Annotated in this window: 23 protein-coding genes and 2 pseudogenes; 14 read left to right on the forward strand and 11 right to left on the reverse strand. The window is 66.2% G+C overall.

All coding sequences use genetic code 11. The features are described from left to right. Positions 1-3: 3 nt before the first annotated feature. The gene (locus F7R19_RS04365; protein ID WP_150979469.1) at positions 4-882 is read right to left on the reverse strand and encodes a dimethylarginine dimethylaminohydrolase family protein; all 879 of its coding nucleotides are present in this window, start codon (positions 880-882) and stop codon (positions 4-6) included. A 233-nt stretch (positions 883-1,115) separates the two neighbouring features. Here F7R19_RS04365 and F7R19_RS04370 point away from each other — a divergent pair, with 233 nt between their 5' ends. From F7R19_RS04370 to F7R19_RS04400, 7 genes and pseudogenes are all read left to right on the forward strand, one after another. Beyond that, entirely contained in the window at positions 1,116-1,538 is a 423-nt protein-coding gene (locus F7R19_RS04370; protein WP_061958961.1) for an Lrp/AsnC family transcriptional regulator, read from the forward strand. Positions 1,539-1,663: 125 nt separating this feature from the next. After that, positions 1,664-2,800 (forward strand): HPP family protein, encoded by a 1,137-nt coding sequence (locus F7R19_RS04375; RefSeq protein WP_150979470.1) that lies wholly within the window; start codon positions 1,664-1,666, stop codon positions 2,798-2,800. Positions 2,801-2,889: 89 nt separating this feature from the next. Next, positions 2,890-3,993 carry an AI-2E family transporter gene (locus F7R19_RS04380; protein WP_061958989.1) on the forward strand — a complete coding sequence of 368 codons (1,104 nt, stop codon included), beginning with the start codon at positions 2,890-2,892 and terminating at the stop codon, positions 3,991-3,993. A 31-nt stretch (positions 3,994-4,024) separates the two neighbouring features. Beyond that, a complete protein-coding gene (locus F7R19_RS04385; protein WP_150979471.1) occupies positions 4,025-4,708 on the forward strand; it encodes a paraquat-inducible protein A in 684 nt (227 codons plus the stop codon). Further along, a pseudogene (locus tag F7R19_RS04390) lies at positions 4,705-5,460 on the forward strand (paraquat-inducible protein A); the annotation flags it as partial. The gene F7R19_RS04385 and the pseudogene F7R19_RS04390, both read left to right, overlap by 4 nt. A gap of 184 nt (positions 5,461-5,644) precedes the next feature. After that, positions 5,645-7,279, forward strand: coding sequence for a PqiB family protein (locus F7R19_RS04395; RefSeq protein ID WP_061956772.1), 1,635 nt, complete (start codon positions 5,645-5,647; stop codon positions 7,277-7,279). Next, positions 7,276-7,920, forward strand: coding sequence for a PqiC family protein (locus F7R19_RS04400; RefSeq protein ID WP_150979473.1), 645 nt, complete (start codon positions 7,276-7,278; stop codon positions 7,918-7,920). Before F7R19_RS04395 ends, F7R19_RS04400 begins: the two co-directional genes overlap by 4 nt. A gap of 10 nt (positions 7,921-7,930) precedes the next feature. Here F7R19_RS04400 and F7R19_RS04405 read toward each other — a convergent pair whose 3' ends face one another. The 3 genes from F7R19_RS04405 to F7R19_RS04415 all read right to left on the reverse strand — a co-directional run bounded on the left by F7R19_RS04405 (position 7,931) and on the right by F7R19_RS04415 (position 11,533). Beyond that, positions 7,931-8,482, reverse strand: a complete 552-nt coding sequence (locus F7R19_RS04405) for a nucleoside 2-deoxyribosyltransferase (RefSeq protein ID WP_150979474.1) — start codon at positions 8,480-8,482, stop codon at positions 7,931-7,933. 74 nt (positions 8,483-8,556) lie between these two features. Continuing rightward, on the reverse strand, positions 8,557-9,411 hold the full coding sequence (locus F7R19_RS04410) for a tetratricopeptide repeat protein (RefSeq protein ID WP_150979475.1): 855 nt from the start codon (positions 9,409-9,411) through the stop codon (positions 8,557-8,559). Between the two features lie 37 nt (positions 9,412-9,448). Next, positions 9,449-11,533 (reverse strand): bifunctional 2',3'-cyclic-nucleotide 2'-phosphodiesterase/3'-nucleotidase, encoded by a 2,085-nt coding sequence (locus tag F7R19_RS04415; protein WP_150979476.1) that lies wholly within the window; start codon positions 11,531-11,533, stop codon positions 9,449-9,451. Positions 11,534-11,851: 318 nt separating this feature from the next. Here F7R19_RS04415 and modA point away from each other — a divergent pair, with 318 nt between their 5' ends. From modA to F7R19_RS04430, 3 genes are read left to right on the forward strand one after another with little or no spacing between them, the layout of a single operon-like run. After that, complete coding sequence (gene modA, locus F7R19_RS04420) at positions 11,852-12,628, forward strand: molybdate ABC transporter substrate-binding protein (RefSeq protein WP_150979477.1); 777 nt, start codon at positions 11,852-11,854, stop codon at positions 12,626-12,628. 32 nt (positions 12,629-12,660) lie between these two features. Next, positions 12,661-13,371: a molybdate ABC transporter permease subunit gene (gene modB, locus F7R19_RS04425; protein WP_150979478.1), complete on the forward strand. Its 711-nt coding sequence runs from the start codon at positions 12,661-12,663 to the stop codon at positions 13,369-13,371. 7 nt (positions 13,372-13,378) lie between these two features. Next, positions 13,379-14,101 carry an ATP-binding cassette domain-containing protein gene (locus tag F7R19_RS04430; RefSeq protein WP_061956768.1) on the forward strand — a complete coding sequence of 241 codons (723 nt, stop codon included), beginning with the start codon at positions 13,379-13,381 and terminating at the stop codon, positions 14,099-14,101. Positions 14,102-14,120: 19 nt separating this feature from the next. On the opposite strand, the gene F7R19_RS04435 is transcribed toward F7R19_RS04430, so the two are convergent. The 5 genes from F7R19_RS04435 to F7R19_RS04455 all read right to left on the reverse strand — a co-directional run bounded on the left by F7R19_RS04435 (position 14,121) and on the right by F7R19_RS04455 (position 19,071). Continuing rightward, positions 14,121-14,636 (reverse strand): class IV adenylate cyclase, encoded by a 516-nt coding sequence (locus tag F7R19_RS04435; RefSeq protein ID WP_150979479.1) that lies wholly within the window; start codon positions 14,634-14,636, stop codon positions 14,121-14,123. 1 nt (position 14,637) lies between these two features. After that, the gene (locus F7R19_RS04440) at positions 14,638-15,444 is read right to left on the reverse strand and encodes a TOBE domain-containing protein (protein ID WP_150979480.1); all 807 of its coding nucleotides are present in this window, start codon (positions 15,442-15,444) and stop codon (positions 14,638-14,640) included. A gap of 42 nt (positions 15,445-15,486) precedes the next feature. Continuing rightward, positions 15,487-15,729, reverse strand: a complete 243-nt coding sequence (locus tag F7R19_RS04445; protein WP_061956762.1) for an RNA recognition motif domain-containing protein — start codon at positions 15,727-15,729, stop codon at positions 15,487-15,489. An 86-nt stretch (positions 15,730-15,815) separates the two neighbouring features. Next, positions 15,816-16,595, reverse strand: a complete 780-nt coding sequence (fabI, locus tag F7R19_RS04450; protein WP_061956760.1) for an enoyl-ACP reductase FabI — start codon at positions 16,593-16,595, stop codon at positions 15,816-15,818. A gap of 136 nt (positions 16,596-16,731) precedes the next feature. Next, positions 16,732-19,071 carry a DUF3141 domain-containing protein gene (locus tag F7R19_RS04455; RefSeq protein WP_150979481.1) on the reverse strand — a complete coding sequence of 780 codons (2,340 nt, stop codon included), beginning with the start codon at positions 19,069-19,071 and terminating at the stop codon, positions 16,732-16,734. A 267-nt stretch (positions 19,072-19,338) separates the two neighbouring features. Here F7R19_RS04455 and F7R19_RS04460 point away from each other — a divergent pair, with 267 nt between their 5' ends. Both F7R19_RS04460 and F7R19_RS04465 read left to right on the forward strand, forming a co-directional pair. Further along, positions 19,339-20,295, forward strand: a complete 957-nt coding sequence (locus F7R19_RS04460) for a phosphate acetyltransferase (protein ID WP_061956758.1) — start codon at positions 19,339-19,341, stop codon at positions 20,293-20,295. Positions 20,296-20,318: 23 nt separating this feature from the next. Continuing rightward, positions 20,319-21,542, forward strand: a complete 1,224-nt coding sequence (locus tag F7R19_RS04465; RefSeq protein ID WP_150979482.1) for an acetate/propionate family kinase — start codon at positions 20,319-20,321, stop codon at positions 21,540-21,542. Positions 21,543-21,611: 69 nt separating this feature from the next. Here F7R19_RS04465 and F7R19_RS04470 read toward each other — a convergent pair whose 3' ends face one another. Further along, the gene (locus tag F7R19_RS04470; protein ID WP_317851301.1) at positions 21,612-22,364 is read right to left on the reverse strand and encodes a tyrosine-protein phosphatase; all 753 of its coding nucleotides are present in this window, start codon (positions 22,362-22,364) and stop codon (positions 21,612-21,614) included. Positions 22,365-22,690: 326 nt separating this feature from the next. Here F7R19_RS04470 and F7R19_RS04475 point away from each other — a divergent pair, with 326 nt between their 5' ends. Both F7R19_RS04475 and F7R19_RS04480 read left to right on the forward strand, forming a co-directional pair. Then, positions 22,691-24,211 carry a DASS family sodium-coupled anion symporter gene (locus tag F7R19_RS04475; RefSeq protein WP_150979484.1) on the forward strand — a complete coding sequence of 507 codons (1,521 nt, stop codon included), beginning with the start codon at positions 22,691-22,693 and terminating at the stop codon, positions 24,209-24,211. Positions 24,212-24,291: 80 nt separating this feature from the next. After that, a complete protein-coding gene (locus F7R19_RS04480; protein ID WP_150979485.1) occupies positions 24,292-25,341 on the forward strand; it encodes an Ldh family oxidoreductase in 1,050 nt (349 codons plus the stop codon). A 153-nt stretch (positions 25,342-25,494) separates the two neighbouring features. Here F7R19_RS04480 and F7R19_RS29660 read toward each other — a convergent pair. Then, positions 25,495-25,895: pseudogene (locus tag F7R19_RS29660) on the reverse strand (T6SS phospholipase effector Tle1-like catalytic domain-containing protein); the annotation flags it as partial.

Genomic DNA, 25,895 nt, shown 5'->3' on the forward strand with positions numbered 1-25,895 from the left:
TCCTCATGCGGCCACCGCGCGCCGCACCGGTGCGCTGGTGCGGTCCAGCCGCAGCGTCATGCAATAGGCGCCGCCGCCGGACATCATGTACGGTGCAAGGTCTACCTCGCGCAGCCGATAGCCGCGCCGTCCCAATTCATCGCGCAGATGCGGCGTAGTGCGCGTCATCACCACCTGATCGTGCAGATTCACCGCATTGACACTGAAGTGGCGCAGATCGTCCTCGGTGGCTTCGATGCGCTGCGCCACCGGCACGCGCGCATGCAGCGCCTGCAGCGCGGCGGCCGTGAAAGCCGGTGGGTAGTAGAGGATCTCGCCCCCCGCCAGCGGACAGAAGCAGACATCGAGGTGATAGCTTTGCTCGGTGGCCAGTTCCAGCGCCACCACGTCGCGGTCGAAATGGCGCGACAGCGCCGCGGCCGCCTTGCGCGACGAGCGTGGGCCGAAGCCCGCCCAGAAGTGGCCACGCTGCGCATCCCAGATGCAATCGCCCGCGCCTTCCTGGTAACACCCCTCTGGCAACATCGCCACGCTGTCGATCAGTCCGCGCGCGCGCAGCGTATCGAAGATGGCGGCGAACGGCGCTTCCTCGCCGCGCCGCTGCGGATAGCGGAAGCGCGCCAGCACGGCCTTGCCGTCGAGCACCACGGCTGCATTGGCCGGAAACACCATGTCGGGCTGACCCGGCGCGCCCTGCGCCACCTCGACGGCAAAGCCCGACGCCTCCAGCGCGTGCCGCAGCGCCTCGAACGACGCCACCGCCTGACGGTGCATGCCGCGCGGATCGCGCGACCACGCCTGCGGATCCATCCACGGATTGATGCTGTAGGACACGTCGTAATGCGTCGGGGCGATCAGCAGAATGGTGGGACGGTCTATCACGGCGGCGCTCCTCGGTTGACGGATTCCTCGATATCGGACTTGTCTGGCTCGGACGGCTGGGACACGCGGCGCAAAGCCGGCGGCGCGCGGCGGGTGCCATGCTGTGGATTGTGATGCCCACGTGTGCCAACGAATAGTTAGCAAACTGGACAAATTGCTATGTTCGCTAAACAATTCGCCGCATCTGGCTGGCAATTTGCCAGCATCGCCGCGAATGGGCCTGGGAGAGCGTGATGGATGCGACGGATCGTCAACTGCTGGGGCTACTGCGTGACAACGCACGCACGCCCGTAACGGCGCTGGCCAAGGCGCTGCGCGTGTCGCGCGCCACGGTTCAGAACCGCATCGAGAAACTGGAAAAGGACGGGCAGATCGTCGGCTACACCGTGCGGCTCAAGCCCGAGGCAGAACCACACCGGATCCGCGCATGGATGACGGTGGCCGTGGAAGGCAACAAAGGGCGCCAGGTGCTGCAGGCGCTGCGCGGCGATCCCAGCGTGCAGACGCTGCACACCACCAACGGCCGTTGGGACATCATCGCTGAACTGCGTGCCGACACACTGGAGCAGTTCGACCGCACGCTCGACCGGATCCGCCTGATCGACGGCATCGCGGCCACCGAGACCAGCATTTTGCTGTCGAGCTACAAACTCTGACCGATGCAGGGCCACGTTGCCCGACCGGCCTGCGGCCAGCGATATATATCACGTCATGATATATTCGCCTGCCCGCGCCACGCGACGTGGCGCCCCAACGCCCCTGCCCCCGCCCACCGACTTCGATGCCCACCGCATTTGATCCATCCCGTTCCTTTGCCGACGCGCGTGCGTGGTTACGCACTTTCGTCCCGATGCCGATTACGGCCAGCCGCCGCGAGCGCATCAAGAGTTGCGTGGGCGCGTTGATCGGACTGTTTCTGACCGAGTGGATCAGTCGCCAGTTTCTGCAAGGCTTCAACCCGTGGTTCATCGCCCCGATGGGCGCATCGGCGGTATTGCTGTTCGGCGTGCCGGCCAGTCCGCTGGCGCAGCCATGGGCGATCGTCGGCGGCAATCTGGTGGCCGCGACGGTGGGCGTGGCCTGCGCGCAGTGGATTCCCGACCCCGGACTGGCGGCCGGCGTGGCGGTGGCCGGCGCCATCGCGCTGATGTTCCAGTTGCGTTGCGTGCACCCGCCCAGCGGCGCAGTGGCAGTGACCGCGGTGTTTGGCGGCCCGGCCGTGCACGCGCTGGGATTCGGCTTCGTGGTGATGCCGGTGGCGATCAATTCGATGTTGCTGCTGCTGACCGCGCTGGCGTTCAACAACGTCACCCGCCGCCGCTATCCGCACCGCCCGCCGGAAACCGCCACGCAACATCACACCAGCGACGCGCCGCCCAGCAAGCGGCTTGGCGTCACGCGGGCCGACCTCGACGCGGTGTTGCAGGCGCGCGGCGAATTCCTCGATATCGAAGAAGATGATCTCGAAGCGATCCTGGTGGCGGCGGAGCTGCGCGCCTATTCGCGCCGCTTTGGCGATGTGCGCTGCGGCGACATCATGTCGCGCGACGTGGTGGCGGTGCGTCCCGGCCAGCTCGCCGCCGATGCGGCCGCGCTGCTGACGCGCCATCACATCAAGGCGCTGCCGGTGGTGGATCGTCAGCGCCGTCTGCTGGGCATCGTCACGCAGAGCGACTTCTTCCGCGCGCATCGCGTCAACTCGCGGCGCGTCAATGGCGCGGTGCGCGACCTGATGACGCGAGCGGTCGTCACGGCGCGCGCCGACCAGCCGATTGTCGATCTGGCGCAGGCCTTTTCCGATGGCGGCCTGCACCACGTGCCGGTGCTCGACGCCGACAGGCGCGTGGTCGGCATGGTCACCCAATCGGACCTCGTAGCCGCCCTGCTGCACAACACCGGCGTGGCCACGGCCGACTGACGCAAGGGAAAACCCCAAAGCCCGCTCATCGAATTCCGCTATGCTTACGGCGTTCTCGCAACATGGACGCCGTGGGCCGGCGCACGACGATGAGTTCCGGACAACTGATTGAAAAGCTTGCCGCGGTTTTTGCATTGATCGTGCTGATCGGCGGATCGCTGCTGGTGCTGGCGCCATTCGCCACCGCGCTGCTGTGGGGCGCGATCCTGGCCTACAGCTCGTGGTACCCGTATACGGTGCTGACGCGCTGGCTGGGCAATCGGCGCGGCCTGGCGGCGCTGCTCTGCGTGCTGATCGCCACGGTCATCGTGCTGGGCCCGTTCGTCTATGCCGGCGCAAGCTTCTCCGCACATATCGACGAGCTGACTGCACTGGTCAACCGCTACGCCGAACGCGGGCTGCCGCAGTTGCCCGAGTGGCTCAGCAGCCTGCCGTATGTGGGGCCGCAACTGCAATCGGCCTACGATCAGGTGATCCACGCCGATTCCGACATGGTGGCCAACCTGCGCAAGCTGATCGCACCCGTTGGGCATGCGCTGCTGGGCGCGGGCCTGTCGATCGGCGCCGGGCTGGGCCAGTTGGCGCTGTCGATCGTGCTGGCGTTTTTCTTCTATACCGGCGGCGAGCTGGCCGTCGACTGGGTGCGCGGCGGCATGCGCCGGGTCGCGGGCGAGCGCGCAGACCACCTGCTGGCGCTGGCCGGGGGCACGGTCAAGGGCGTGGTCTACGGCGTGCTCGGCACGGCGTTCGTACAGGCCGTGCTGGCGGGCGTTGGCTTCTGGATCGCGGGCGTGCCCGGCGCGGCCATCCTCGGCTTCATCACGTTCTTCCTGTCGGTGGTGCCGATGGGGCCGCCGCTGGTGTGGATTCCCGCCGCGCTGTGGCTCTATCACGGCGGCGAAACCGCCTGGGCCATCTTCATGGTGGTGTGGGGCGGCGTGGTGGTAGGCATGGCCGACAACGTGATCAAGCCGCTTCTGATCAGCAAGGGCACCAGCCTGCCGCTGATCTGGATCATGATGGGCGTGCTTGGCGGCGCACTGGCATTCGGCTTTCTCGGCGTCTTCCTGGGCCCGACCATGCTGGCGGTGGCCTATGCGCTGCTGCGCGACTGGACCGTCGGGTCGCAGGAACGCCCGGCCGTCACTGCGGTCACACCGGCACCGCCCACGCAGCTGACCCCTGACGCATGATCCGCCCCGCGCAACTGCCGACATCCAACGCATGACGCAACCGATCGCAACGCCCGGCGACCCGACGCAGGACCTGCACCGGCTGGTGGCGTGCGAGTACTGCGATGCGCTCCATGAGCGCACTGCGCTGGAACCGGGCGAGCGCGCCGTGTGCGTGCGCTGCGGCGGTGCGCTGTATCGCGAAAGCTCGCGCGCCTACCGTCGCCTGCTGCCGCTGGTGGTGACGGCGCTGATCCTGTTCCTGATCTCGAATACCTATCCGATCGTCGAGATGGACCTCAAGGGCGTGCGGACCGCGACCACGCTGTGGGGCGCCGTGCAGGCGCTGCATGCCGACCACATGACGCTGGTGGCGATGCTCGTGTTCGGCACCACGATCCTGTTTCCGCTCTCCGAGATGCTGATGATGTGTTATCTGCTGGTGCCGATGGCGCGCCGGCACATGCCGCCCGGGTTCGAGCGCATCGTGCGCGGCATCCGCCAGACCCGGCCGTGGGGCATGATCGAGGTCTTCATGATCGGCGTGCTGGTGACGGTGGTGAAGCTGTCGACCATGGCGCAGGTGCTGCCCGGCGTCGCGCTGTGGTCATTCGGCGCACTGGTGGTGGTGCTGGCCGCCATGCTGTCGTTCGATCCGCGCGACCTTTGGCATTACCTCGAACCGGCCGGTGCCGACGAAGTGCCGCCGCAACCGCCGGTGAACCCATCGCCATGAGCCTGCCGCCACCGGAACCGCCTCGGCCAGCCGGCGCGTCGCGCAAGTCGCGCGCGGCGCTGGCGCGCGAGCAGTTGGCGCGGTCGCGCCGCCTGGCCGCCGGCGTGGTGGCCGACCTGACCGACGACGACGAGGACCAGCCGCTGCCGCAGGTACCCACGGCGGCGTCGCGCGGGCTGCTGTCGTGCCACGCCTGCGACCTCGTCAGCCCGATCGCGCTCGAAGGCGAGCCGTGTCCGCGCTGCGGCGCAACGCTCCATCATCGCAAGCCCGCCAGCGTGGCGCGCACCTGGGCCTTCCTTCTGGCTGCATATATCCTGTACATCCCCGCCAATCTGCTGCCGGTGATGGTGACCGAGTCGATCCTCGGCACGCAGCGCGACACCATCATGTCCGGCGTGATCTATCTGTGGCTGTCCGGATCGCATCTGCTGTCCGGGGTGGTGCTGATCGCCAGCATCGTGGTGCCGCTGCTGAAGATGATGATCCTGACGCTGCTGCTGGTCTCGGTGCACTTCGGCTCCGGCTGGCGGCTGCGCCAGCAGACCCGCCTGTATGGGCTGGTCGAGATCATCGGGCGCTGGTCGATGCTCGATATCTTTGTCGTGGCGCTGCTGGCCTCGCTGGTGCGGGCCGGTGCGCTGGCCACGATCATCCCCGGCGGCGGGGCGCTGGCCTTTGCCTCGGTGGTGGTGCTGACCATGCTGGCGTCACTGAGCTTCGACCCGCGCCTGCTGTGGGATTCGCTCGAACGCGCGCGGCCAGGCGACGCCAATCCAGGCGACGCCGCACCAAATCCCGCGCCGAATCCCGCGCCGAATGGCGCGACCAGGACTACAGCAAACGTTGCGGCACATACCGCCGCCCATGCCGACACCCGCGCGGACGTGAACATCCACCGTCCGCCGAATCTGCCGAATCTGCCGGAATCCGACAATGCCCGATCCTGATCTCCCTTCCCCACCCTCCGGCGTGCCGCAACCCACGCGCAAGCGGCGCGCGCGCTGGCTGCCGTCGCTGGTCTGGCTGATTCCGATCGTCGCGGCCGTGGTCGGCATTTCGCTGCTGATCAACACGCTGGCGTCGCGCGGCCCGGAGATCACCGTCACGTTCAGCACGGCCGAGGGCCTGACGCCGGGCAAGACCGCCGTGCGCTACAAGGACGTCGATATCGGACTGGTCAAATCGGTACGGCTCGCCTCGGACCGGTCCCATGTCGCGGCCATTATCGAACTGACCAAGGACGCCGAAAGCTTCGCGGTCAAGGACACGCGCTTCTGGGTGGTGCGGCCGCGCTTTGCCATCAGCGGCGTATCCGGCCTGGAGACGCTGCTGTCGGGCGCCTACATCGGCGTCGATGCCGGCAAGTCCGCCGAGAGCCGGCGCAGCTTCACCGGACTGGAAGTGCCGCCGGTGGTCACCACCGACGCCTCCGGACGGCAGTTCGTGCTGCGCGCGCAGGACCTCGGGTCGCTCGATATCGGCTCGCCGGTCTACTATCGTCGCGTGCAGGTTGGGCAGGTTGTCGCCTACCAGCTGGAGCCGAACGGGCGCGACATCACGCTGCGCGTGTTCGTCAACAAGCCCTATGACAAGCTGGTCACTGCCGACACGCGCTTCTGGCACGCCAGCGGCGTCGACCTGAAGCTCGATGCCAGCGGGCTGAAGTTGTCCACGCAGTCGCTGGTGACGGTGCTGCTCGGCGGCGTGGCGTTCCAGGCGCCGGACAACAGCGACGCACAGGAAGCCGCAGCCGAAAACACGCAATTCCTGCTGGCCGCGGACCAGGGCGAAGCAATGAAGGAACGCGATGAAATTGCGCCCGCGCTGGCCGTGCTCAACTTCGACCAGTCGGTACGCGGCCTGACGCCGGGTGCTCCGGTCGACTTCCGCGGCGTGATCGTCGGCCAGGTGCGCTCGATCGGCATCGAATACCAGCGCGACAAGAAAGCCTTCCGCATGCCGGTGGTGGTGGAGTTATATCCATCGCGCATGGGCTTCCGCGAACGCGACGTGGTGGATCAAGCGCGCAAGCACGTCATCGTGCAGGCGCTGGTCAAGCGCGGCATGCGCGCGCAGTTGCGCACCGGCAACCTGCTGACCGGCCAGCTTTACGTGGCGCTCGACTTCTTCCCGAAGGCGCCGCCGGCCAAGGACATCGACGTCAACGCGCCGATGCCTGAATTCCCGACCACGCCCGGCACATTCGACGAACTGCAGGCCAAGCTTGGCGATATCGTCAACAAGATCGACAAGGTGCCGTTCGACCAGATCGGTCAGGAAGCCCGCACCGCCATGGTGTCGATGAACAAGATGATCGACACCGCCGACAAGCTCGTGGCGCAGCTCAACGGCGACGTGGCGCCGCAGGTGCTGGCCGCGCTGCAGGACGCGCGGCGCACGCTGACGGCGGCCAACGGCACGCTGGCGTCCGACGCGCCGCTGCAGCAGGACACGCGGCGCATGCTGCAGGAACTGACGCGCACCGCGGTGTCGCTGCGTGCGCTGACCGATTATCTGGAGCGGCACCCCGAAGCACTGCTGCGCGGCAAGACGGAGAAGGACAAATGAAACGCACGCTGATGGTTGCTTCGATGGCATTGGCCGCTGCATGGCTGGGCGGCTGTGCATCGCCCGAACCGCGCTACTACACGCTGGCCAGCGGCGGCGCAGCGCAGGCCGCCACGGCAGGCGCTTCGAGTGGCCCATCGCGCGCCGCGCCGGCCACGGCCCAGCCGGTCTGGATCGAGGTCGCGCCGGTAAGGGTGCCAGAACGGCTCAATCGCGCGCAGTTTGTGGTGTCCGACGGCGATGCCGGCCAGATCAGGCTGCTGGACCTGTCGCGCTGGTCCGCGCCGCTGCCCGACGAACTGCGCGATGCGCTGTCGCAGCAATTACAGACGCAGTTGGGCGCGGTGGATACCTACCAGCAAGGTTTGTCCGATGTGGAGCCCGTGTTCCGCGTCACGACCGAAGTGGTCAGGCTTGACGCCAGCATGGGCCAGCGCGCCTCCGCGACCATCGTCTGGGCAGTGCGCCGCCTGCCCGATGGCAAGGTGCTGAGCGGCCGCACGGAATCCGATCTGCCGGCGCCGGGCGAGGCCGACGGCTTGGTGAACGCGTATCGCCAGATCGTGGCGGCGACCGCTGCGGAGATTGCCGGCGGCGTGCAGTCGCTGCGCGTGCAGAGCGGCAACCCGCCGCTGCGCTGAGCGTTCGCGCCTAGTCCTCCGGACCGCCCTGCATTGACGCCTGCGCGCGCCGCGCGATGCGCCGGCGGTCCGCTTCGGCCATCGCGGCAAGACACGCCTCGGCATCGCCATGCACCAGCCGCACGCTGCACGCGAGCATCAGGTTGATCGGCAGACCGAAATTCTCGACCACATAGCCGCGCGCATCGCGCGCCTCACCATCGTCGTCGGTAGAGTCGCGCACGCGCTCGATCAGCGCGCGCGCGTCGGCGGCATAGCCCCACACGGGCTTCTGCAACGCCACGGCAAAGCCGACTTCGAACGCCGTGCCGCTGTCGGGCTCGCCGGGGCCGCGAAAGTCGTCGAGGTTGGCCATCACGATATCGGCGCGCCGGATCAGCGCGACATTAGCCTCGTAGATCCATTGCGCGGTGTCGGGGCCGGACAGTCCTTGCGGCGCGGCCTTGTCGAGCGGATACAGCCCTTCGAAGCCATGCCGCGCGCAGAGCGCCTTCAGATGCTCGCCCCAGGCGAGCGCATCCTTGCGAAATACGTCGAAACCGGCGAGGTAAATGGTCTTCATGGGCGCCTCCGTGGGGACGGCATGAAGCATACCGCAGGCCTTGCCCGCTCGCGCCGAATCCGCCTGGCCGAACGCTAGGGATTGAGCGCTGGATGCTTGAGCGCGTGCGCGGCCTCGGCCATGTGCTGGCGATAGTTCTCGGCGTCGGGTGCGAGGCCCAGTTCGCCGTCGCGATACGCCATCGCCAGCGCCTGCGTGGCCGCCGGATGCTCGCGTTCGGCGGCGGCCTGATACCACGCCAGCGCACGCGCGTCGTCGCGCGGCACGCCGTCGCCTGCGCGGTAGGCATTGGCCAGCAGGAACATCGCCTGCGCCACCCCGCCTTCGGCAGCTGCCTGCAGCCAGCGCGCCGCTTCCGCCGGATTGGCGTCACGACCATGGCCGCCGCGATACAGCAGGCCCAGATAGTAGGCGGCGCCGACATCGCCCGCCTGCGCAGCCGGCTGCAACTGCTGCCATGCCAGCGCAAAATCGGCTTGGCCCGACGCCAGTCCGCCGAGCATCGCGGCCTTGCCAAGCACGAATTGGGCGCGAACGTGGCCGGCTTCGGCTGCCATGCGCAGCCCGCGCTCGCCTTGCGCTCGCGCGGCGGCGTCGGACTGCGACATCAGCGTTTCTCCCAGTGCAGCGCGCGCCGCCGTCTCGCCCGCGGCGGCAGCCATGGCAAGCTGGCGCAGCGACGGCGCATCGCCCGTGGAGGCGGCCAGCCGCTGCCATTCGGCGATTTCGATCTGGCGCGCGTCGGATTTGTGCCGCCAGAGCGCCGCGCCGGCGACGCCCGCCGCAGCGATCGCCACAGCCAGCGACGCCGCGGCAAACAGCGGATGCATGCGTGGCAGGCGCCGTGCCGTGCCGCGCACGGCCGGCACGGCGGCGCCGGCCGCGTGGGTGGTGATGGTGGCGCTGGCGCCGGAAACAGTGGCTTGCATCGTTGCGATCGGGGACGGAATGGGCGGCCGCGCCGGCTTACTGGTTGAGGTCGATTTTGTACTTCGACAGATTCTTGCCGGACCCGTCGTCGGCGGCCAGCAGCGTGACGCCTGCCACGCCGCCTGCCACGGCCAGCGCCTGCACGCCCACCGCGGAACTGAACACCACGTCGCCAGCGGTGGCCACTTTGGTGAAGTGCCAGCTGCGCGCGCTGCCGTTGGTGGCGCGCGTCAACGCCCCGACATTCTTGATGTACGAAATCAGCACGTCGCGGTTGGCATCGGGCGACGCGTAGACCGTCTTGGTGCCGTCGAGCCCCGGGAAGTTGCCGCCGCCGCTGGCGCGATAGTTGTTGGTCGCCACGATGAAGTTCATCGCGGACGTGACCGGCGCGCCCTGGTACGTCAGGTTCTTGATGCGGCTACCCACGGGCTGGGTCACATCGATCTCATACTGCATGTCCGGGTCGGTAAACATATCGAAGTTGTAGCCCGGGAAGGTGCTGATCAGCGGCTGCTCGGTGGTTTTTGCCGGATCGATCTGGTTGAACCGCTTGGCAGCCGTTTCCAGCCACGCCTTGACCTCGTCGCCATTGACCTTCACCGCATACACGGTGTTCGGATACAGGTACAGGTCGGCCGCGTTGTTGATGGCCAGATTGCCCGCGGCAACGTCGGTGTAGTCGTTACCGCCGCCAAAGCCGCTCTTGAACGGCGCCGACACTGACAGCACCGGCAGCGACGCCAGCGCCGGCAGGTTTGCGGCGATGTAGTCCTTCACATACGCGGCCTGCGCCATGTTGACGATCTGGATCGCGCCGGGGTCGCCCACATCGGCGAAATAGCTCGTCATGCGGTAGTTGGTCGAGCCGATCGGCGTCTTCACGTACTGGATGGTGGCCTGGTGCTCCGTGTCGATCGCGGGCGCGACGCTGGCGTCGGCCGCCACATAGGATTTGTCGGCGTTCTGGATCGAGCGCGCTTCGACCTTTGTATTGGCGCGGTCGACATTCCATTTCTTGCCGTCATGGTTCAGCGCCAGGTTGACGACGCCAAGATGCTTGCCCCAGTAGTTGGCCATGACCGTCGGCACGCCATTGACCGTGCCCTTGACCTTGTCGACGCCCGGCAGGTTGAATTGGCCTACCGTGCTGGCGGCATCGGGGAAGATCTGGTGCGAGTGGCCGATCAGCATGGCGTCGACGCCATCGACCTTCGACAGGTGATAGCTGCCGTTTTCCATCGTTGGCGAATAGGTCGAATTATCGAGTCCGCCGTGCGAGATCACCACGATCAGGTCGGCGCCCTTTGCGCGCATCTCGGGGATATATTTCTGCGCGGTTTCCACCACGCCTTCGGTGTAGACCTTGCCGTCGAGCCAGCGTTTGTCCCAGCTCAGGATCGCGGGCGGCGCAAAGCCGATGATGCCGACCTTGACCTGCGCGGACACAGGTTCGCCGTCGGGGCCCGTGGCGCTGAGCGTGCGGGTCAGGATCGCATACGGCTGGAACAGCGGCTGGCGCGTCTTGACGCTGTAGACGTTGGCCAGCACCTGAGGAAACTTCGGTCCGGCGCAGGTGGTTTGCGCGGCCGGCTCGGGCAGGCCGTCGACGTTGAAGCGGTTGCCGGTGACCTGGCTCAGATACTGCAGGCCATAGTTGAATTCGTGATTGCCGATGCCGCCGCCGTCATAGCTGGCCGCGTTCATCACCTTGTACATCGCCAGCGTTTCATTGCACGACAACGGCTTGACCAGCGCCTGGTAGTCGGACAGCGCCGTGCCCTGGATCGTGTCGCCGTTGTCGAGCAGCAGGCTGTTCGGGAATTCCTGGCGCGCCGCCTTGATCAGCGTGGACACGCGCTCGAAGCCCAGCGACTTGTCTTCGGCCAGCTTGAAGTAGTCATAGCTGAGGACGTTGGTGTGCAGGTCGGTGGTCTCCAGCAGCGCCAGGGTGGTCTTGGTGCCGGCGGCGATTTGGGCGGGCGTGCCGTTGCCGCTGTTATTGCCGCCGTTGCCGTTGTTGGCATTGTTGTCGTCGGAGCCGCAGGCAGCCAACGCCAACGCCGTTACGCCGGCCAGCGCGGCGATGCCCGCCGCGGTCCGGATGCGATGAAATTGCATGGTTCGGATTCCCTGTGATGTGTTTTTTGTTTGTCTGCCGCGCCTGCAATTGTGGGAATCCGCGATGGCAGGAAAGTGGCGAAACGGCGTCATTCTCGTGACAATCGTCACAATATGGCAAAAACCACATATTTATCGGCCGCATCGAACTTGCGGAATCAACGATGCTGACGCGCCGGCAACATCACGCACCGGTGAAGAACGGTATCCATTCGGCGAATTGACGCTGCGCTATATACGCGCTTATATTGCGAAGGTGCGCCCTTGTGCACGCCGCCCCGCGTGGCGCCCATCCCTCCGAACCTGCCTGCATCCGTCATGAGCCTCCGTTCCCTGCCCCTGCTGCGTCGTGCCGCCTCCGCCGCCACACTGGTCGCCCTGACGCTGGGCACGTCCTCGGCGTTTGCCGCCGATCTGGTGGTGTCGGCCGCCGCCAGCCTGACCAACGCCTTCAGGCAATTGGGCGAGCAATTCGAGCATGCGCACCCGGATACCAAAGTCGTGCTCAACTTCGGCGCGTCCGACGTGCTGATGCAGCAGATCATCAAGGGCGCGCCGGCCGACGTGTTTGCGTCCGCCGATCAGAACGCGATGGACAAGGCCGAGGCCGAGAAGGTGGTGCAAGCGGCGACGCGCAAGGATTTCGCGGCCAATGCGATCGTGCTGATCGTGCCGCACGACAGCCGCCTCAACATTGCGACGCCAAAGGACCTGGCGCGCGCCGACGTCAAGCGTATCGCCTACGGCAATCCGGCCTCGGTGCCCGTGGGCCGTTACACCCGCGGCGCGCTGGAAGCGCAGGGCCTGTGGGACGCTGTGGCCGCCAAGGGCGTGCCCGCGCAGAACGTGCGCCAGGCGCTCGATTACGTCGCACGCGGTGAAGTCGACGCCGGCTTCGTGTTTGCCACCGACGCCGCCGTGATGGCCGACAAGGTCAAGGTAGCCGCCCGCGTGCCGACGACCACGCCGGTGACCTACCCGATCGCCGTCACTGCGCAATCGAAGCAGGCGCAGCAGGCCAACGCCTTCGTGCAATATGTGCTGTCGGCCGAAGGCCAGGCCACGCTGGCCCGCTTCGGCTTCCAGAAACCCTGAGTCTGATTGCCACACCGTTCGGGATGCCGCAAATGGACGCCGTCTGGGTACCGTTACTGCTGTCGCTGAAGGTTGCCGGATGCGCCACGCTGCTCAACGCGATCCTTGGCGTGGCGGCGGCCTTCGCGATCGCGCGCTGGCGCTCGTCGGCGCGCGATGTCGTCGATGCGCTGCTGACGCTGCCGCTGGTGCTGCCGCCGACCGTGCTGGGCTACTACCTGCTGGTGCTGGTGGGCCGGCGCGGTGTATTCGGCGCGTGGATGGAAAGCATCGGCATCGAACTGGTCTTCACGTGGCAAGGCGCGGTGCTGGCGTCCACAGTTGTGGCGTTTCCGCTGGTGCTCAAGTCGGCGCGCGCCGCATTCGAAGGCGTCGACCATCAACTGGAAAACGCAGCGCGCGTGCTGGGCATTTCCGAGGCCGGCATTTTCTTTCGGGTGACGTTGCCGATGGCAATGCCGGGTATCGTCGCCGGCGTACTGCTGGCCTTTGCGCGCGCGCTGGGCGAATTTGGCGCGACGCTGATGATCGCTGGTAATCTGCCGGGCCGCACGCAGACGCTGTCGGTTGCCATCTACGAAGCCGTGCAGGCCGGCAACGACGACACCGCCAATCTGCTGGTGCTGGTGACGTCGGTCACCTGCATCGTGCTGCTGGTGATTGCCGCGCGGCTGGTGCCGCCCACGCGGCGCGGCGATGGCTACGAGCGCCGCAGGTTCCGGCGCGAAGCCGCAGCGAGGTGAGATCGCCATGACCATGGAGATTTCCATTCGCAAGCGCATGGCATCGCAGGATCGTCATTTCGTGCTCGATATCGGCTTCGCTTCGGACAGCCGCCGCATCGCACTGTTCGGTCCATCGGGCGCGGGCAAGAGCCTGACGCTGCGCGCGATTGCGGGATTGATGGCACCGGACAGCGGACGCATCGTGCTGAATGGCCGCACGCTGTTCGACAGCGAAACCGGCATCGACGTGCGCCCGCAGGAACGCCGCGTCGCGTACCTGTTCCAGGATTACGCGCTGTTTCCGCATCTGACCGTGGCGCAAAACATTGCGTTTGGGCTCAGGCGCGGCTGGCGCAATCCTTCGCGACGTGGCTTGCCGCCCGAGGCCGCGCGCTGGGTCGATGCGTTTGGGCTCGGCGAGATCGTCGGCCAGTATCCGGCGCAGATATCGGGTGGACAGAAGCAGCGCGTGGCGCTGGCGCGCGCACTGGCGGCGCGGCCCGATATCGTGCTGCTCGACGAACCGTTCTCGGCACTCGATCCCGCGCTGCGCGTGCGCATGCGTAACGAACTGCGCGCGTTGCAGGAAAGCCTGGACGTGCCGATGTTGATGATTTCGCACGATCCGCAGGACGTGGAAGTGCTGGGCGATCACGTACTGGAAATCCGCGACGGCCGCATCTTTGCCGGCGGACGCGAGCACCGGCACCCGCCGGTCTACGCCCAGCAGCCGGCACGGATCGCCTGACCAGTCTCGCGCCGTATCCTCAAGCGCGGGCTTGCAGCAGATCGACGTAGGCGCCTTCGATCAGCGCGTCCGGCGCCACCCCGAGTTGCGCCATCAGCGCATGGGCCTCGGTCACGCCGGCATCGAGCGGCTCTCCGTCGCGCAGCACCACTTCGAGTTCCAGAAAATCGCCCAGCCCTTCCACGCGATCCAGGTGCACGCGCGTGCGCCCTACCAGGAAGAGCGTGCGCACCTTGCGAACGCGTCCGCCCGCGCCATGTGCGGCGGTCAACGCGGCGCGCAGCGTATCGGGCGACGCGGTGGGCGACAGGATGTAGAAACTTTCCTTCGGCCCTGCCTGGTCGGGACGCGCATAGAAGATCAGCTCTCCGCGCGCGGCGCTGAAGGCGCGCAACTTCAGGCGGCCGTTCGGGCACGGGAAAAACGTATCGTCCTGCTCGATGCGTTCGGGCCCGTGCGTGGCGATGGCCGCGGCGCGCGGCGTCAGTGACTCGACGCTGTCGATGCGCGCCTTGATTTCGATATTGCGCGCCATGTCAGATCATCGTGCCCAGGATCACGCTCGACGCCTTGAATATCGCCAGTGCGTGCACGCCCGGCTTGAGCTCCAGATCGTGCATCGCCGTGTTGGTGATGATGGCTGCCACAGTGCCGCCGCCATCGAGATCGAGTACGACCTCGGCATTGACGGCGCCCGGCGCGATGCGCGCGACGGTGCCGGCCAGCTGGTTACGCGCCGATAGCCGCGTGCCCGGATCGGGCAGGCCAATCATCACCGACGACGCCTTGACCAGCGCGAACGCCTCGGCGCCCGGCGCCAGTTCCAGGGCCTCGACGCTTTCATGCGTCAGCGTGGAAACGATATGCTGCCCGCCGGCTAGCACCAGCGTGACCTCGTCATTGACTGCGCCGGGGCGCACGGTCTGCACACGGCCGAACAGCTTGTTGCGGGCACTGGTCTTGATCATGAGACGGTGGATCAGGTGGATATCGTCGACGTCGGCATCGGACATCGCGCTGCCGGCCTTTTCGAGCTGGGCGAGAAATCGTGCGTGCTCGGCTTCCATCGCGTGATACGTGCGGATCAGCCGCGCGGCGCGTGCGGTCAGCTTTGTACCGCCGCCGCCCTTGCCGCCTGCCACGCGCACCACCAGGGCCTCGCCCGCGCTGTTGTTCATCGCATCGATGGCATCCCACGCATGCTTGTAGCTGATGCCCACCGCGCGCGCGGCAGCTGTGATCGAGCCGTGCTCGCCGATGGCGGACAGCAGCGCGATGCGATCGCGGCCGCCCCAGTCCTGCTTGCCGGCGCGAAACCAGATGGCGCCCTGGAGTTCCAGCATGAGCTGACGTGTCCGAGAATGAAGATGCGGTATGGTACCGCGCTAGCTCTGGTGTGCGGGGATATACCAGCGCATGATGCTGCCGGCGAAGTATTGCTTGTCGAACTGCCGCAGCAGGCGCCACGCGGTGAACGGGTCCACCGCCAGATCCATCCATGCCCACGGGTGGTTTGGATCGCCATCGCGCACGATCTCGACCGAATTGACCGGCGCATACTGTTTGAATTTTTCGCGCAGCATTTCCTCGGTCACATCTCGATGCAGCCCGCGAATCAGTACCTGCATTGCATCTCCTGTAGGGAAGTGCGGATGGCTGTATTGTAGGCCGCGCCGCGCATCGCGGCGGCCGGGCGATGCGGCTATCGCACGTTTCAGGCCATGATGTGCACGCCACCATCCACGTACACCGTATTGCCCGACACGCGGCGCGCGTACGGCGTTGCCAGATAGGCGGTAGCGAACCCGACGTCCATGATGTCGACCAGTTCGCCCAGCGGCGACCGCCCCGCCGCTTCGGCCAGCAGCAGATCGAAATCCTTGAGGCCCGACGCGGCGCGCGTCTTCAGCGGCCCCGGCGAGATGGCATGCACGCGGATGCCTTGGGGCCCGAGTTCATGGGCCAGATACCGGCAACTTGCCTCGAGCGCCGCCTTGACCGGGCCCATCAGGTCGTAGTTCGGCACTACGCGGTTGGCGCCGTCATAGCTCATCGCGAACAGCGTGCCGCCTTGCGTCATCAGCGGCGCCGCGCGGCGCGCCATGCGGATGAAGGAATGACACGAGACGTCCATCGCGCGTGCAAAGCCCTGCGCCGAGGAATTCAGCAGACCGCCCTGCAGGTCGGCCTTGGGCGCAAACGCCACCGAATGCACGACCGAATCGAGCCGCCCCCACGTTTGCGCGATATGCGCGAACAGCGCGTCCATCTGCGCGTCGTCCTCGACATTGAGCGGCATCAGGATCGGCGCGCCGATCTGCGCGGCCAGCGGCGCCACGTGCGGGTACGCCTTGTCGTTCAGGTAGGTCAGCGCCACTTCGGCGCCGAGTTCATGAAAAGCGCGCGCGCAGCCCCACGCGATCGAATCCTCGTTGGCAACGCCCACCACCAGCACGCGGGCGCCGCGCAGCGGCGGGTTGGGTACTTGCACCATGGGAAGCCTCCGATTGCGATGACGGCGCACCCGCGTATAAGCCGGCGACGCCGTGTCGGCAGGCGCGCCGCGCTGCAGCACGCCTGCCGGTGGAACAACTGCTGCATGTCCTTGCTGGATGTGCGGGGACGATGGGTCAGGCTTCGGCCTGCGGGCTAGCCCGTCCGTTGCCGTGATCGGTGCCCAGGACCTCCGCGACTTCGCGATAGCGCGCCAGCCACTCGTCATCGAGCGGCCCGCCCACCGTCAGCACACGATGCGCCAGCACCATGATGCGGCGCCGCTCCTTCATGTCGGGCACGATATCGGGCAGCGCCTTGAGCGCGGCGTCGGGATCGAGGCTGACGACATAGCTCTGCCTGCGCACGGCATCCTTGAACTGCGCCAGCGTGATGCGCTTTTCGGGCGGGTTCTCACGCGCGAGTTTGCGCAGCAGATTGAAGGGACGTTCCTCGATGGCCGATCTCCCCTGCGTGACGTAAGACAGGATCCGCAGGAACGCGTCGAGCGACGTGCCGGAACCGATATGCCGCAGCGCCTCGCGCTGGCGCAGTTCGGCCACTTCCTTGCGCAGCGCGCTGATGGCCGGGGATTCGGCGCGCTTGGGCCGGTCCGTCATGCCCAGCATCGCCGGCAGCCACGGATTGGCGTAGAGCGCTTCGAACGTGCGCTCCTGCCATGCGTCGCGCGCGTCGCGATACTGGTCGAGCGAGCGCACGATCTGGTCCGACACGGCCTGTTGCATCGCCAGGAACGGATTGTCCGGCGAGACCGGCTGGCGGGCCTCGCGCACCGCCGGCGCCATCGCGGCAACCCACTGCATCCACGGATTGGTGTCGCTGGCGAGCGACCGCTCGAGCCGCGACGGGTGGATAGCCCGCACCGCTTCCGCGGTGGTCTCGTTCGCCAGCGCGCGGACCACCGGCGAGGCGAATGTGTCGTACAGATGCTGGTTGATCTCGGCCACGCGGCGCACGACTTCGAACGGCTGCTCGTCGGCGCGGCCGTCGTCGAGCGCCAGGATATCGTCGATGGTGCGCCGTTCGAAGCGCACCAGATAGCGCCCTTCCAGCAGATCGCGGTGCGGCGCGTCGGGCGCGACGTCCTCGATCTTTGCCTCGTAGAGACCCGGCGGCAGCACATCGATCAAGTCCAGCGCGCTGAACAGTTCGGAGTGTTCCTTGTTGGCCACGCTGCCGGAAACGAAGATGCCCAGGTGGCCGATCGACGGATGCAAGCAGTAGACGATGGTCTGGTCATTGGCGACGAGTTCGTCGACGCTGGCGTACAGATCTGGAATCCAGTTCAGCGCCTGCTGCGGCGGCGTGATGTTGTCACCCCAGGACGCAAACACGATCACCGGCGAGCGCACATTACGCAGATCGATCACGGTCCGGCCATCGTCGCTGCGTACCTCGCCGGCGGTCAGATGATTGCCGACGAACAGGTTCTGCACGATCCAGTCGATCTCGGCGCGGTTCATCAGGAAGTGGCCGCCCCACCAGCGTTCGAATTCCAGGAAGCGCGGCCCTTCGGTATCGGCCTTCGCATAGACGTTGTAGAGCTTTTCCCACAGCGTGTTGGAGGGATTAAGCTTTTCGAAATTCTGCACCAGCCACGCGCCGTCGAAGCGGCCGTTGCCCATATCCGCGGCCAGCGACGAAAGCCACGTGCCGCCGAGCAGCCCGCCGGAATAGCGCATCGGATTCTTGCCGCGCACGCCCGACCAATACGCTACCGGCGCGCCGGCCAGCAGGATCGGACCAGTGACATCGGGCGCGGCGGCCGCGAGCATCAGCAGCGCCCAGCCGGCCTGACAATTGCCGACGACGAACGGCTTGCCCGGCGCATCGGGATGGCGTTCTGCCACGGTGCGCAGAAATTTGCCTTCGGTGCGCGCCACGTCCTCGATCGTCTGGCCCGGACACGGGTCGCGGAAGAACGTGATGAAGTAGCACGGATGTCCGGTGCGGATGGCGTTGCCGATTTCGCTGTCGGCCTTGAAGCCGCCAATGCCGGGGCCGTGGCCCGCGCGCGGATCCATCACCACGAACGGCCGCTTGGCGATATCGGTGGGAAATTCCGGCGACGGCACGATCCGCAGCAGCGCGTAGTTGACGGGCTTCGGCAGGTCGCGGCCATCGATCAGCATTTCGTATTCGAACGCGAGCACCGGCGGCATGCCGCTGCGTTCATGCTCGGCGGTTTCGTTGCCGCGCTGGCGCAGGATGTCGAGAAACAGGATCGACCGTTGCCACGCATCGACGCCGTATTCCCACGCGGCCTGCGCCAGCGGTGTCGCGGGCACGGGCGAAAACGCGGCAAACGGGAACGCGAACGCCGGCCATGACGGCGATGAGCCCGGGGCGCTGCTGGTATCGCTGGTGTTGCTGGTGTTTGTACTGCCGGTGGGATTGGAGGCGTGTGGGGCGCCCTGGTCAGGGCCGGACCCTGTCACAGGTTGACGTGCATTCATTTCCGTTTCTCCCGATGGATTGGCGGAGCGAGCAGGGGATGCAGTGTCACCAAGAGAAAATGGCTTGCTGCGACGCAACAGACAAAAATATACCAGTGTCCGGGCAGCATGACAACCGAAGTTACCGAACGGCGGCTGACGGCGCCGAGTATGACACTTCCCAAGCCGACACCGCGCCGCGGGCGTTCGCCTATACTTTCCCGGCACGATTGCGCAACGCAGCATCCGCCTGCCCTGCGGCGGATGCGGATAACCTGGATTCCACGCATGCAACCCACGCCGACACCCCCGACCGCCGACAAATACGCCATTCTGCTGGGACGCTGCGAAGGCTTGCCGCCGATCCCCACAGCAGTGGCGCACCCGTGTGACTATTCATCGCTGGACGGCGCACTGGAGGCCGCGCGGCTGGGGCTGATCGTGCCGATCCTGGTTGGGCCCGCGGCACGTATCCGCGCCGTGGCGCAAGAGCACGGCCTGGCACTTGGCGACACCGTGATCATCGACGCGCCCCACAGCCATGCCTCGGCTGAAGCCGCGGTCGAAGCGGTGCGCACGGGCCAGGCGGAACTGCTGATGAAGGGCAGCCTGCATAGCGACGAGCTGCTCCACGCGGTCACGCGCAGCACCAGCGGCCTGCGCACCGCGCGGCGCCTGTCGCATGTGTTTGCCATGGATGTGCCGAGCTACCACAAGCCGTTGTTCATCACCGACGCGGCGGTCAACATCTTTCCCACGCTCAACGAAAAAGCGGACATCGTGCGCAACGCCATCGACCTGCTGCACGTGCTTGGCATCGAGCGCCCCAAGGTGGCAATCCTGTCCGCGGTGGAAACCGTGACCGACAAAATCCCTTCGACCATCGACGCTGCCGCGCTGTGCATGATGAGCCTGCGCGGACAGATCGAAGGCGGCCTTCTCGATGGCCCGCTGGCGTTCGACAACGCCATCAGCAGGGCGGCGGCCGATACCAAGGGCATCAAGTCCGAAGTGGCGGGCGACCCCGACATTCTGCTGGTGCCCGATCTGGAAGCCGGCAACATGCTGGCCAAGCAGCTGACGTTTCTGGCCGGCGCGGAGGCCGCGGGCATCGTGCTGGGCGCGCGCGTGCCGATCATCCTGACCAGCCGCGCCGACAGCGTGCGCGCGCGCATCGGCAGTTGTGCCATCGCCGTATTGCTGGCGCACGCGCGCCGCATCGGCGACGCCACCGCTACCGTCTGAAGAGCGAACAAGGAGAGTTGCGCGTGGCCACTTTGCATCCCGTCATTCTTGTCGTTAACGCCGGTTCGTCCAGCGTCAAGGTGTCTGTCTACATGGTGCCGGATTCCGCGCACGACAACGCCGACATCCAGCCCGCGCTGGCCGCCCACGGCCAGATCGAAGGCATTGGCGTGGCGCCGCGCCTGGTGGCGCGCATGGCCGATGGCCGCACCGTCGCCGACGAGTCGTTTCCGGTCGAACAGGTCGCCGATCACGATGCGGCATTCCGGCTGATCCGCCTCACGCTGAGCATCGGCCTGCGCGACACGCCGCCGGTGGCGATCGGGCATCGCGTGGTACACGGCGGCGCCGATTTTGCCGACGCGGTGCGCATCGACGACGCGGTCATCGAGAAGCTCGAAGCGCTGGTACCGCTGGCGCCGCTGCATCAGCCGCACAACCTCACGGCGATCCGCGCAATCCGCGGGGCGGTGCCCGACCTGCTGCAGGTGGCGTGCTTCGATACCGCGTTTCACGCGGGCCACGATCCGCTGGCGCAGCTGATGGCGCTGCCGTACGAATTTTACGAGCGTGGCATCCGGCGCTACGGATTCCACGGCCTGTCGTACGCCTATATCGCGCGGCAGCTTGGACAGGTGGCGCCCGACGTGGCCGATGGCCGCGTGATCGTCGCGCATCTGGGCAACGGCGCGAGCCTGTGCGCGATGCGCGGCGGCAAGAGTGTGGAATCGACCATGGGGCTGACCGCGCTGGACGGCATGCCGATGGGCACGCGCTGCGGCTCGATCGATCCCGGCGCGGTGTTGTGGCTGGCCGCGCAGGGCATGAGCGCCGACGAGATCCAGTCGATGCTGTACGGCCAATCGGGGCTCAAGGGCATTTCCGGAATCAGCAGCGACATGCGCGCGCTGCTGGCCAGCGACGCGTTGCGTGCGCGGCTGGCCGTCGATTTCTACGCATACCGCGCCGCACAGGAAATCGGCAAGCTGGCGGTGACGCTGGGCGGGCTCGACGCGCTGGTCTTCACGGCCGGCATCGGCGCCAATTCGCCCCAGGTGCGCGCGCGCATCTGCGCGCAGTTGACCGGCCTGTTCGGCATCGTGATCGATGAGGCGGCCAACAACGCCAACCGGCAACTTGTCAGCCACGCCAATTCGCGCGTGCCGGTCTGGGCACTGCAGACCGACGAGGAAGGGATGATCGCGCTGTCGACCGCGCGGATCCTGCGCGACAACGGCGGACTATAGCGACATCTGGCGCATCGTTTCACCGCGTGGCGGCTGCAAAAGGGGCAAGGTGCTTGCGCAGCCGCGCGTTTACGCTTCCAGGTAGTGCGCGCGCAGACGCCCGATATCGACGCCGAGTTGCCCGGTGACAAAACGTTCGACGCCGCCGTAGGCACGCTCCATCGCATCCATCGACGCTTCCAGATACTCCGGCCGCACCTCGAGCAACGGCCGCATCGCATCGGCCGACACACCGGCCTGCGACATACCCGCGAGGATCCTGTCGTTGAAGCGCTGGTTCCAGTGATTCGATTCCAGATAGTTCGCCACGATGTCGTCCTGCCTCACGCCCAGCGCGGCGAGCAGCAGCAGCGTGGCAAAGCCGGTGCGGTCCTTGCCCGCCGTGCAGTGGTAGTACAGCGTCTGGCCGGCCTCGGCATGACGCATGAACGTGCCGAACGCATCGCGGTAGCGCATCGGGAAATCGCGGTACACGTCGAGCATGAAACCGTGCATTTGCGCGGCGTTGCTTTCGCGCAGGCGCGGCATCAGCACATCCATCGCCATGGAGCCGTCCAGCACGGGCACCGCCAGCCAGCGGAAGCGCTCGCCGAAGCCGGCCTCGTCCGGCGACTTCTCTCCCGGTGATCGAAAGTCCACCACGATGTCAAGGCCGAGCGCGTGGAGTTTGTCCAGATCGGCAGCACAGCCCAGCGCCGGATTGGCGCTGCGATACAACTTGCGGCGTTTGACCTGAAGTCCGTCAAATCCGATCAACCCGCCCAGGTCCCGCGCGTTGACGATGGTCTCCAGTGCCAGGCACGTCCGCATGTCCGGCTTCATTGACTTGTCATTATCTGTTTGCATATCTCTCAGGCGTACAGTCGTGCACGCGTACGAAAACGTTCAGCATTGGCGTCAATTATTTCAGATCGTTCCGTCGGTGGGCACCCTGCGTCGGCGGATGTCCCGCGAACCGTTGCTACGACTGAAACAAGCCATTTAGCTTGACAAATATCGATGCCAACGCGAATTGATCCAGGACAATTCCAAACCGCTCATCACCTTGGCAGCACCCCCGTCGGCTTCACATAATGCCCGTATGTCGAACGCGGCGACCCTGCGTCGCGACAAGTCCGACAGAGTGTTCCACACAAGGGATGTCAAGCATGTCCGATAACACCTCGCCTGCCCCACCCGGCAGCGCCACAGCGGCAATTGCCGCGCCCGCCACCCCCAAGCTGCGCATTCACTGGGGCCTGTATCTTGCAGTGGCCGTCCTGATCGGCGCGCTGATGATCCCACTGCCGGCCGATCTGCCCGTTGCCGGTCACCGCATGCTGGCGATCCTCGCCTTCGCCGTGGTCGTGTGGATCACCGAAGCGGTGACCTACGAAACCAGCGCCATCATGATCACGTCGTTGATGGCGGCGCTGATCGGCTTCGCGCCGATGGTCAACGACCCCGACACGATGTACGGCACGTCGCGTGCGCTTGGCATGGCGCTGGCCGGATTCTCCAACACCGCGCTCGCGCTGGCGGCCGCCGCGCTGTTCATTTCGGCGGCAATGACCGTGACCGGGCTGGACCGGCGCATCGCACTGGTCACGCTGTCGGCAATCGGCACCAGCACACGGCGCATCCTGATCGGCACCATCGCGGTGACGATCATCCTGAGCCTCGTGGTGCCCAGCGCGACGGCGCGCAGCGCCTGTACCGTGCCGATCATGATGGGCGTGATCGCCGCGTTCGGCGTCGACAAGAAATCCAATATCGCGGCGGGCATCATGATCATGGTGGCGCAGGCCACCAGCGTCTGGAACGTCGGCATCCAGACCGCCGCCGCACAGAATCTGCTGACCGCAGGCTTCATGGACAAGCTGCTTGGCGAACGTGTCACGTGGCTGCAATGGCTGATCGCCGGCGCGCCGTGGGCCATCGTGATGTCGGTGGTGCTGTACTTCCTGGTGCGGTGGCTGCTGCCGCCCGAGACCGACGCCATCGCCGGCGGCAAGGAAGCCGTGGAGCGCGAACTCGCCGCGCTGGGTCCGATGACCGGCCCGCAAAAGCGCCTGGCCGCAGTGGCCATCGGCCTGCTGCTGTTCTGGGCCACCGAAGGCAAGCTCCATGCATTCGACACCGCCACCATCACCTTCGTGGGCCTGGTGATCCTGATGATGCCGCGCATCGGCGTGATGGACTGGAAGACCATGCAGCAACGCACGCCATGGGGCACGCTGATCGTGTTCGGCGTCGGCATCAGCCTCGGCTCCGCGCTGCTGACCACGCAGGCTGGACAGTGGCTCGGAAAGTTCGTCGTCACGCATTCCGGTCTGGCCAACCACGGCACGATCCTGATCTTCGCCATTCTGGCGGCCTTCCTGATCCTGATTCATCTGGGCTTTGCCAGCGCCACGGCGCTGACGGCCGCGCTGCTGCCGATCCTGATCTCGGTGCTGCAAACGCTGCCAGGCGACATCAACAAGATCGGCATGACGATGCTGCTGGGCTACACGGTCAGCTTTGGCTTCATCCTGCCAATTAATGCGCCGCAGAACATGGTCTGCCTGGGCACCGATACCTTCAACGGCAAGCAATTCGCGCGAATCGGTATCCCGGTCACGATCATCGGCTACCTGCTTATGCTGGTGTTTGCCAGCACGTACTGGCGTTGGCTCGGCTGGATCTGATCAACGACCGCACCGCTGCCGCCGCTCGACCCTCTATCAACCCGACCCGGATCGACAACGCCCGGAAAGACGCCCCTGCCATGAAGTTATCGCTCAATAGCGCGCGCAGCTTCGCGCGCGACATCCTGGTCGCCCAGCAGGTGCCGGCCGACATCGCCGACGATGTGGCCGAGCATCTGGTTGAATCCGACCGCTGCGGCTATATCAGCCACGGCCTGTCGATCCTGCCCAACTATCGCCGCGCCATCGTCGGCAACAACGTCAACCCGGAAGGCCGCGCCGAATGCGTGCTCGACCGCGACATGATGATGGTGTTCGATGGCCACGGCGGTTTTGGCCAACATGTCGGCAAGACCGTGATGCAGCAGGCCATCGAGCGCGTGCGCCAGCATGGCCATTGCATCGTCACGCTGCGCAAGTCGCACCATCTGGGCCGCATGGGCCACTATGGCGAAATGGTGGCCAACGCCGGTTTTGTCCTGCTGAGCTTTACCAACGTGATCAACCGGCCGCCCGTGGTGGCGCCCTACGGCGGGCGCGTGCCACGCCTCACCACCAACCCGCTCTGCTTTGCCGGACCGATGCCGAATGGCCGGCCGCCGCTGGTAGTCGACATCGCGACGAGCGCCATCGCCATCAACAAGGCGCGCGTGCTTGCCGAGAAAGGCGAGCCCGCGCCCGAGCACAGCATCATCGACGCCGATGGACACCCGACTACCGACGCATCGGTCATGTTCGGCGATCATCCGGGGTCGCTGCTGCCGTTCGGCCTGCACAAGGGCTATGCGCTCGGCGTAGTGGCCGAACTGCTGGCTGGCGTGCTGTCCGGCGGGGGTACGATCCAGCCCGAAAACCCGCGCGGTGGCGTGGCCACCAACAATCTGTTCGGCGTGCTGCTGAACCCCGAGTTCGATCTTGGCCTGAACTGGGAGCGCGGCGAGGTCGAGGCTTTCATCAAATACCTGCACGACACGCCGACCGCCCCGGGCTTCGATCAGGTGCAATATCCCGGCGAATACGAAGCCGCCAACCGCGCGGCGGCATCGACGCATCTGGAGATCAACGCGAATATCTGGCGCAACCTCGAGGCGCTGGCGAAAGATCTTGGAGTGGATGCGCCAGCGGCGTAGGGCCATTTCGGGAAGCCGAATGCCTGAAACGGCGCACGCACGGTCGTGGCGTTTATCGATCCACGCGATGGATTCCCGACGATCGCTGTTTGACCGATTTAGTCACTGATATCGCCACGTTCGCCATGCAATCCGAAACGCAAACGGCCGATCTCATCGAGCTTCGGACAGGGTGAGTGGTTCCGCTGGCAATGGGCGCACCGTCGCGTGCGCCGTCATGCTTTCGGGCGCCGAGATCGCAACGATCTGGCGTGGCAGCAAATATCCGCCACCATCGATGCGGATAAAACCGGCGCGTGAATCATGCACATACCGATCGAAGAATCGGATCAGATTCGCGGACAGTTCGGGCGGATTCAACCACGCCTTCCAGTACGCCAGTTCATCTGCGGAGAGCGGTTCGTTTGTCACGCGTCGCCCGCCCGCCGTCTCGATCGTGCGCAGGTATTCGCTGCGGTCGGTGTTCCAGAGCCGGGTCAGATAGGAACGCCAGTTCATCGTATCGGCCTCGACCTTCAGGCGTCCGTGGTACTGCTGGATTCTTTGCAGTGCTT

The sequence above is a fragment of the Cupriavidus pauculus genome, from assembly GCF_008801835.1.
GTDB lineage: Bacteria > Pseudomonadota > Gammaproteobacteria > Burkholderiales > Burkholderiaceae > Cupriavidus > Cupriavidus pauculus.

Coding starts and splice junctions, on each gene's coding strand:
- F7R19_RS04370 (WP_061958961.1), top strand. CDS start 1,116: ATGGATGCGACGGATCGTCAACTGCTGGGGCTACTGCGTGACAACGCA.
- F7R19_RS04375 (WP_150979470.1), top strand. CDS start 1,664: ATGCCCACCGCATTTGATCCATCCCGTTCCTTTGCCGACGCGCGTGCG.
- F7R19_RS04380 (WP_061958989.1), top strand. CDS start 2,890: ATGAGTTCCGGACAACTGATTGAAAAGCTTGCCGCGGTTTTTGCATTG.
- F7R19_RS04385 (WP_150979471.1), top strand. CDS start 4,025: ATGACGCAACCGATCGCAACGCCCGGCGACCCGACGCAGGACCTGCAC.
- F7R19_RS04395 (WP_061956772.1), top strand. CDS start 5,645: ATGCCCGATCCTGATCTCCCTTCCCCACCCTCCGGCGTGCCGCAACCC.
- F7R19_RS04400 (WP_150979473.1), top strand. CDS start 7,276: ATGAAACGCACGCTGATGGTTGCTTCGATGGCATTGGCCGCTGCATGG.
- F7R19_RS04405 (WP_150979474.1), bottom strand. CDS start 8,482: ATGAAGACCATTTACCTCGCCGGTTTCGACGTATTTCGCAAGGATGCG.
- F7R19_RS04410 (WP_150979475.1), bottom strand. CDS start 9,411: ATGCAAGCCACTGTTTCCGGCGCCAGCGCCACCATCACCACCCACGCG.
- F7R19_RS04415 (WP_150979476.1), bottom strand. CDS start 11,533: ATGCAATTTCATCGCATCCGGACCGCGGCGGGCATCGCCGCGCTGGCC.
- modA (WP_150979477.1), top strand. CDS start 11,852: ATGAGCCTCCGTTCCCTGCCCCTGCTGCGTCGTGCCGCCTCCGCCGCC.
- modB (WP_150979478.1), top strand. CDS start 12,661: ATGGACGCCGTCTGGGTACCGTTACTGCTGTCGCTGAAGGTTGCCGGA.
- F7R19_RS04430 (WP_061956768.1), top strand. CDS start 13,379: ATGACCATGGAGATTTCCATTCGCAAGCGCATGGCATCGCAGGATCGT.
- F7R19_RS04435 (WP_150979479.1), bottom strand. CDS start 14,636: ATGGCGCGCAATATCGAAATCAAGGCGCGCATCGACAGCGTCGAGTCA.
- F7R19_RS04440 (WP_150979480.1), bottom strand. CDS start 15,444: ATGCTGGAACTCCAGGGCGCCATCTGGTTTCGCGCCGGCAAGCAGGAC.
- F7R19_RS04445 (WP_061956762.1), bottom strand. CDS start 15,729: ATGCAGGTACTGATTCGCGGGCTGCATCGAGATGTGACCGAGGAAATG.
- fabI (WP_061956760.1), bottom strand. CDS start 16,595: ATGGTGCAAGTACCCAACCCGCCGCTGCGCGGCGCCCGCGTGCTGGTG.
- F7R19_RS04455 (WP_150979481.1), bottom strand. CDS start 19,071: ATGAATGCACGTCAACCTGTGACAGGGTCCGGCCCTGACCAGGGCGCC.
- F7R19_RS04460 (WP_061956758.1), top strand. CDS start 19,339: ATGCAACCCACGCCGACACCCCCGACCGCCGACAAATACGCCATTCTG.
- F7R19_RS04470 (WP_317851301.1), bottom strand. CDS start 22,364: ATGAAGCCGGACATGCGGACGTGCCTGGCACTGGAGACCATCGTCAAC.
- F7R19_RS04475 (WP_150979484.1), top strand. CDS start 22,691: ATGTCCGATAACACCTCGCCTGCCCCACCCGGCAGCGCCACAGCGGCA.
- F7R19_RS04480 (WP_150979485.1), top strand. CDS start 24,292: ATGAAGTTATCGCTCAATAGCGCGCGCAGCTTCGCGCGCGACATCCTG.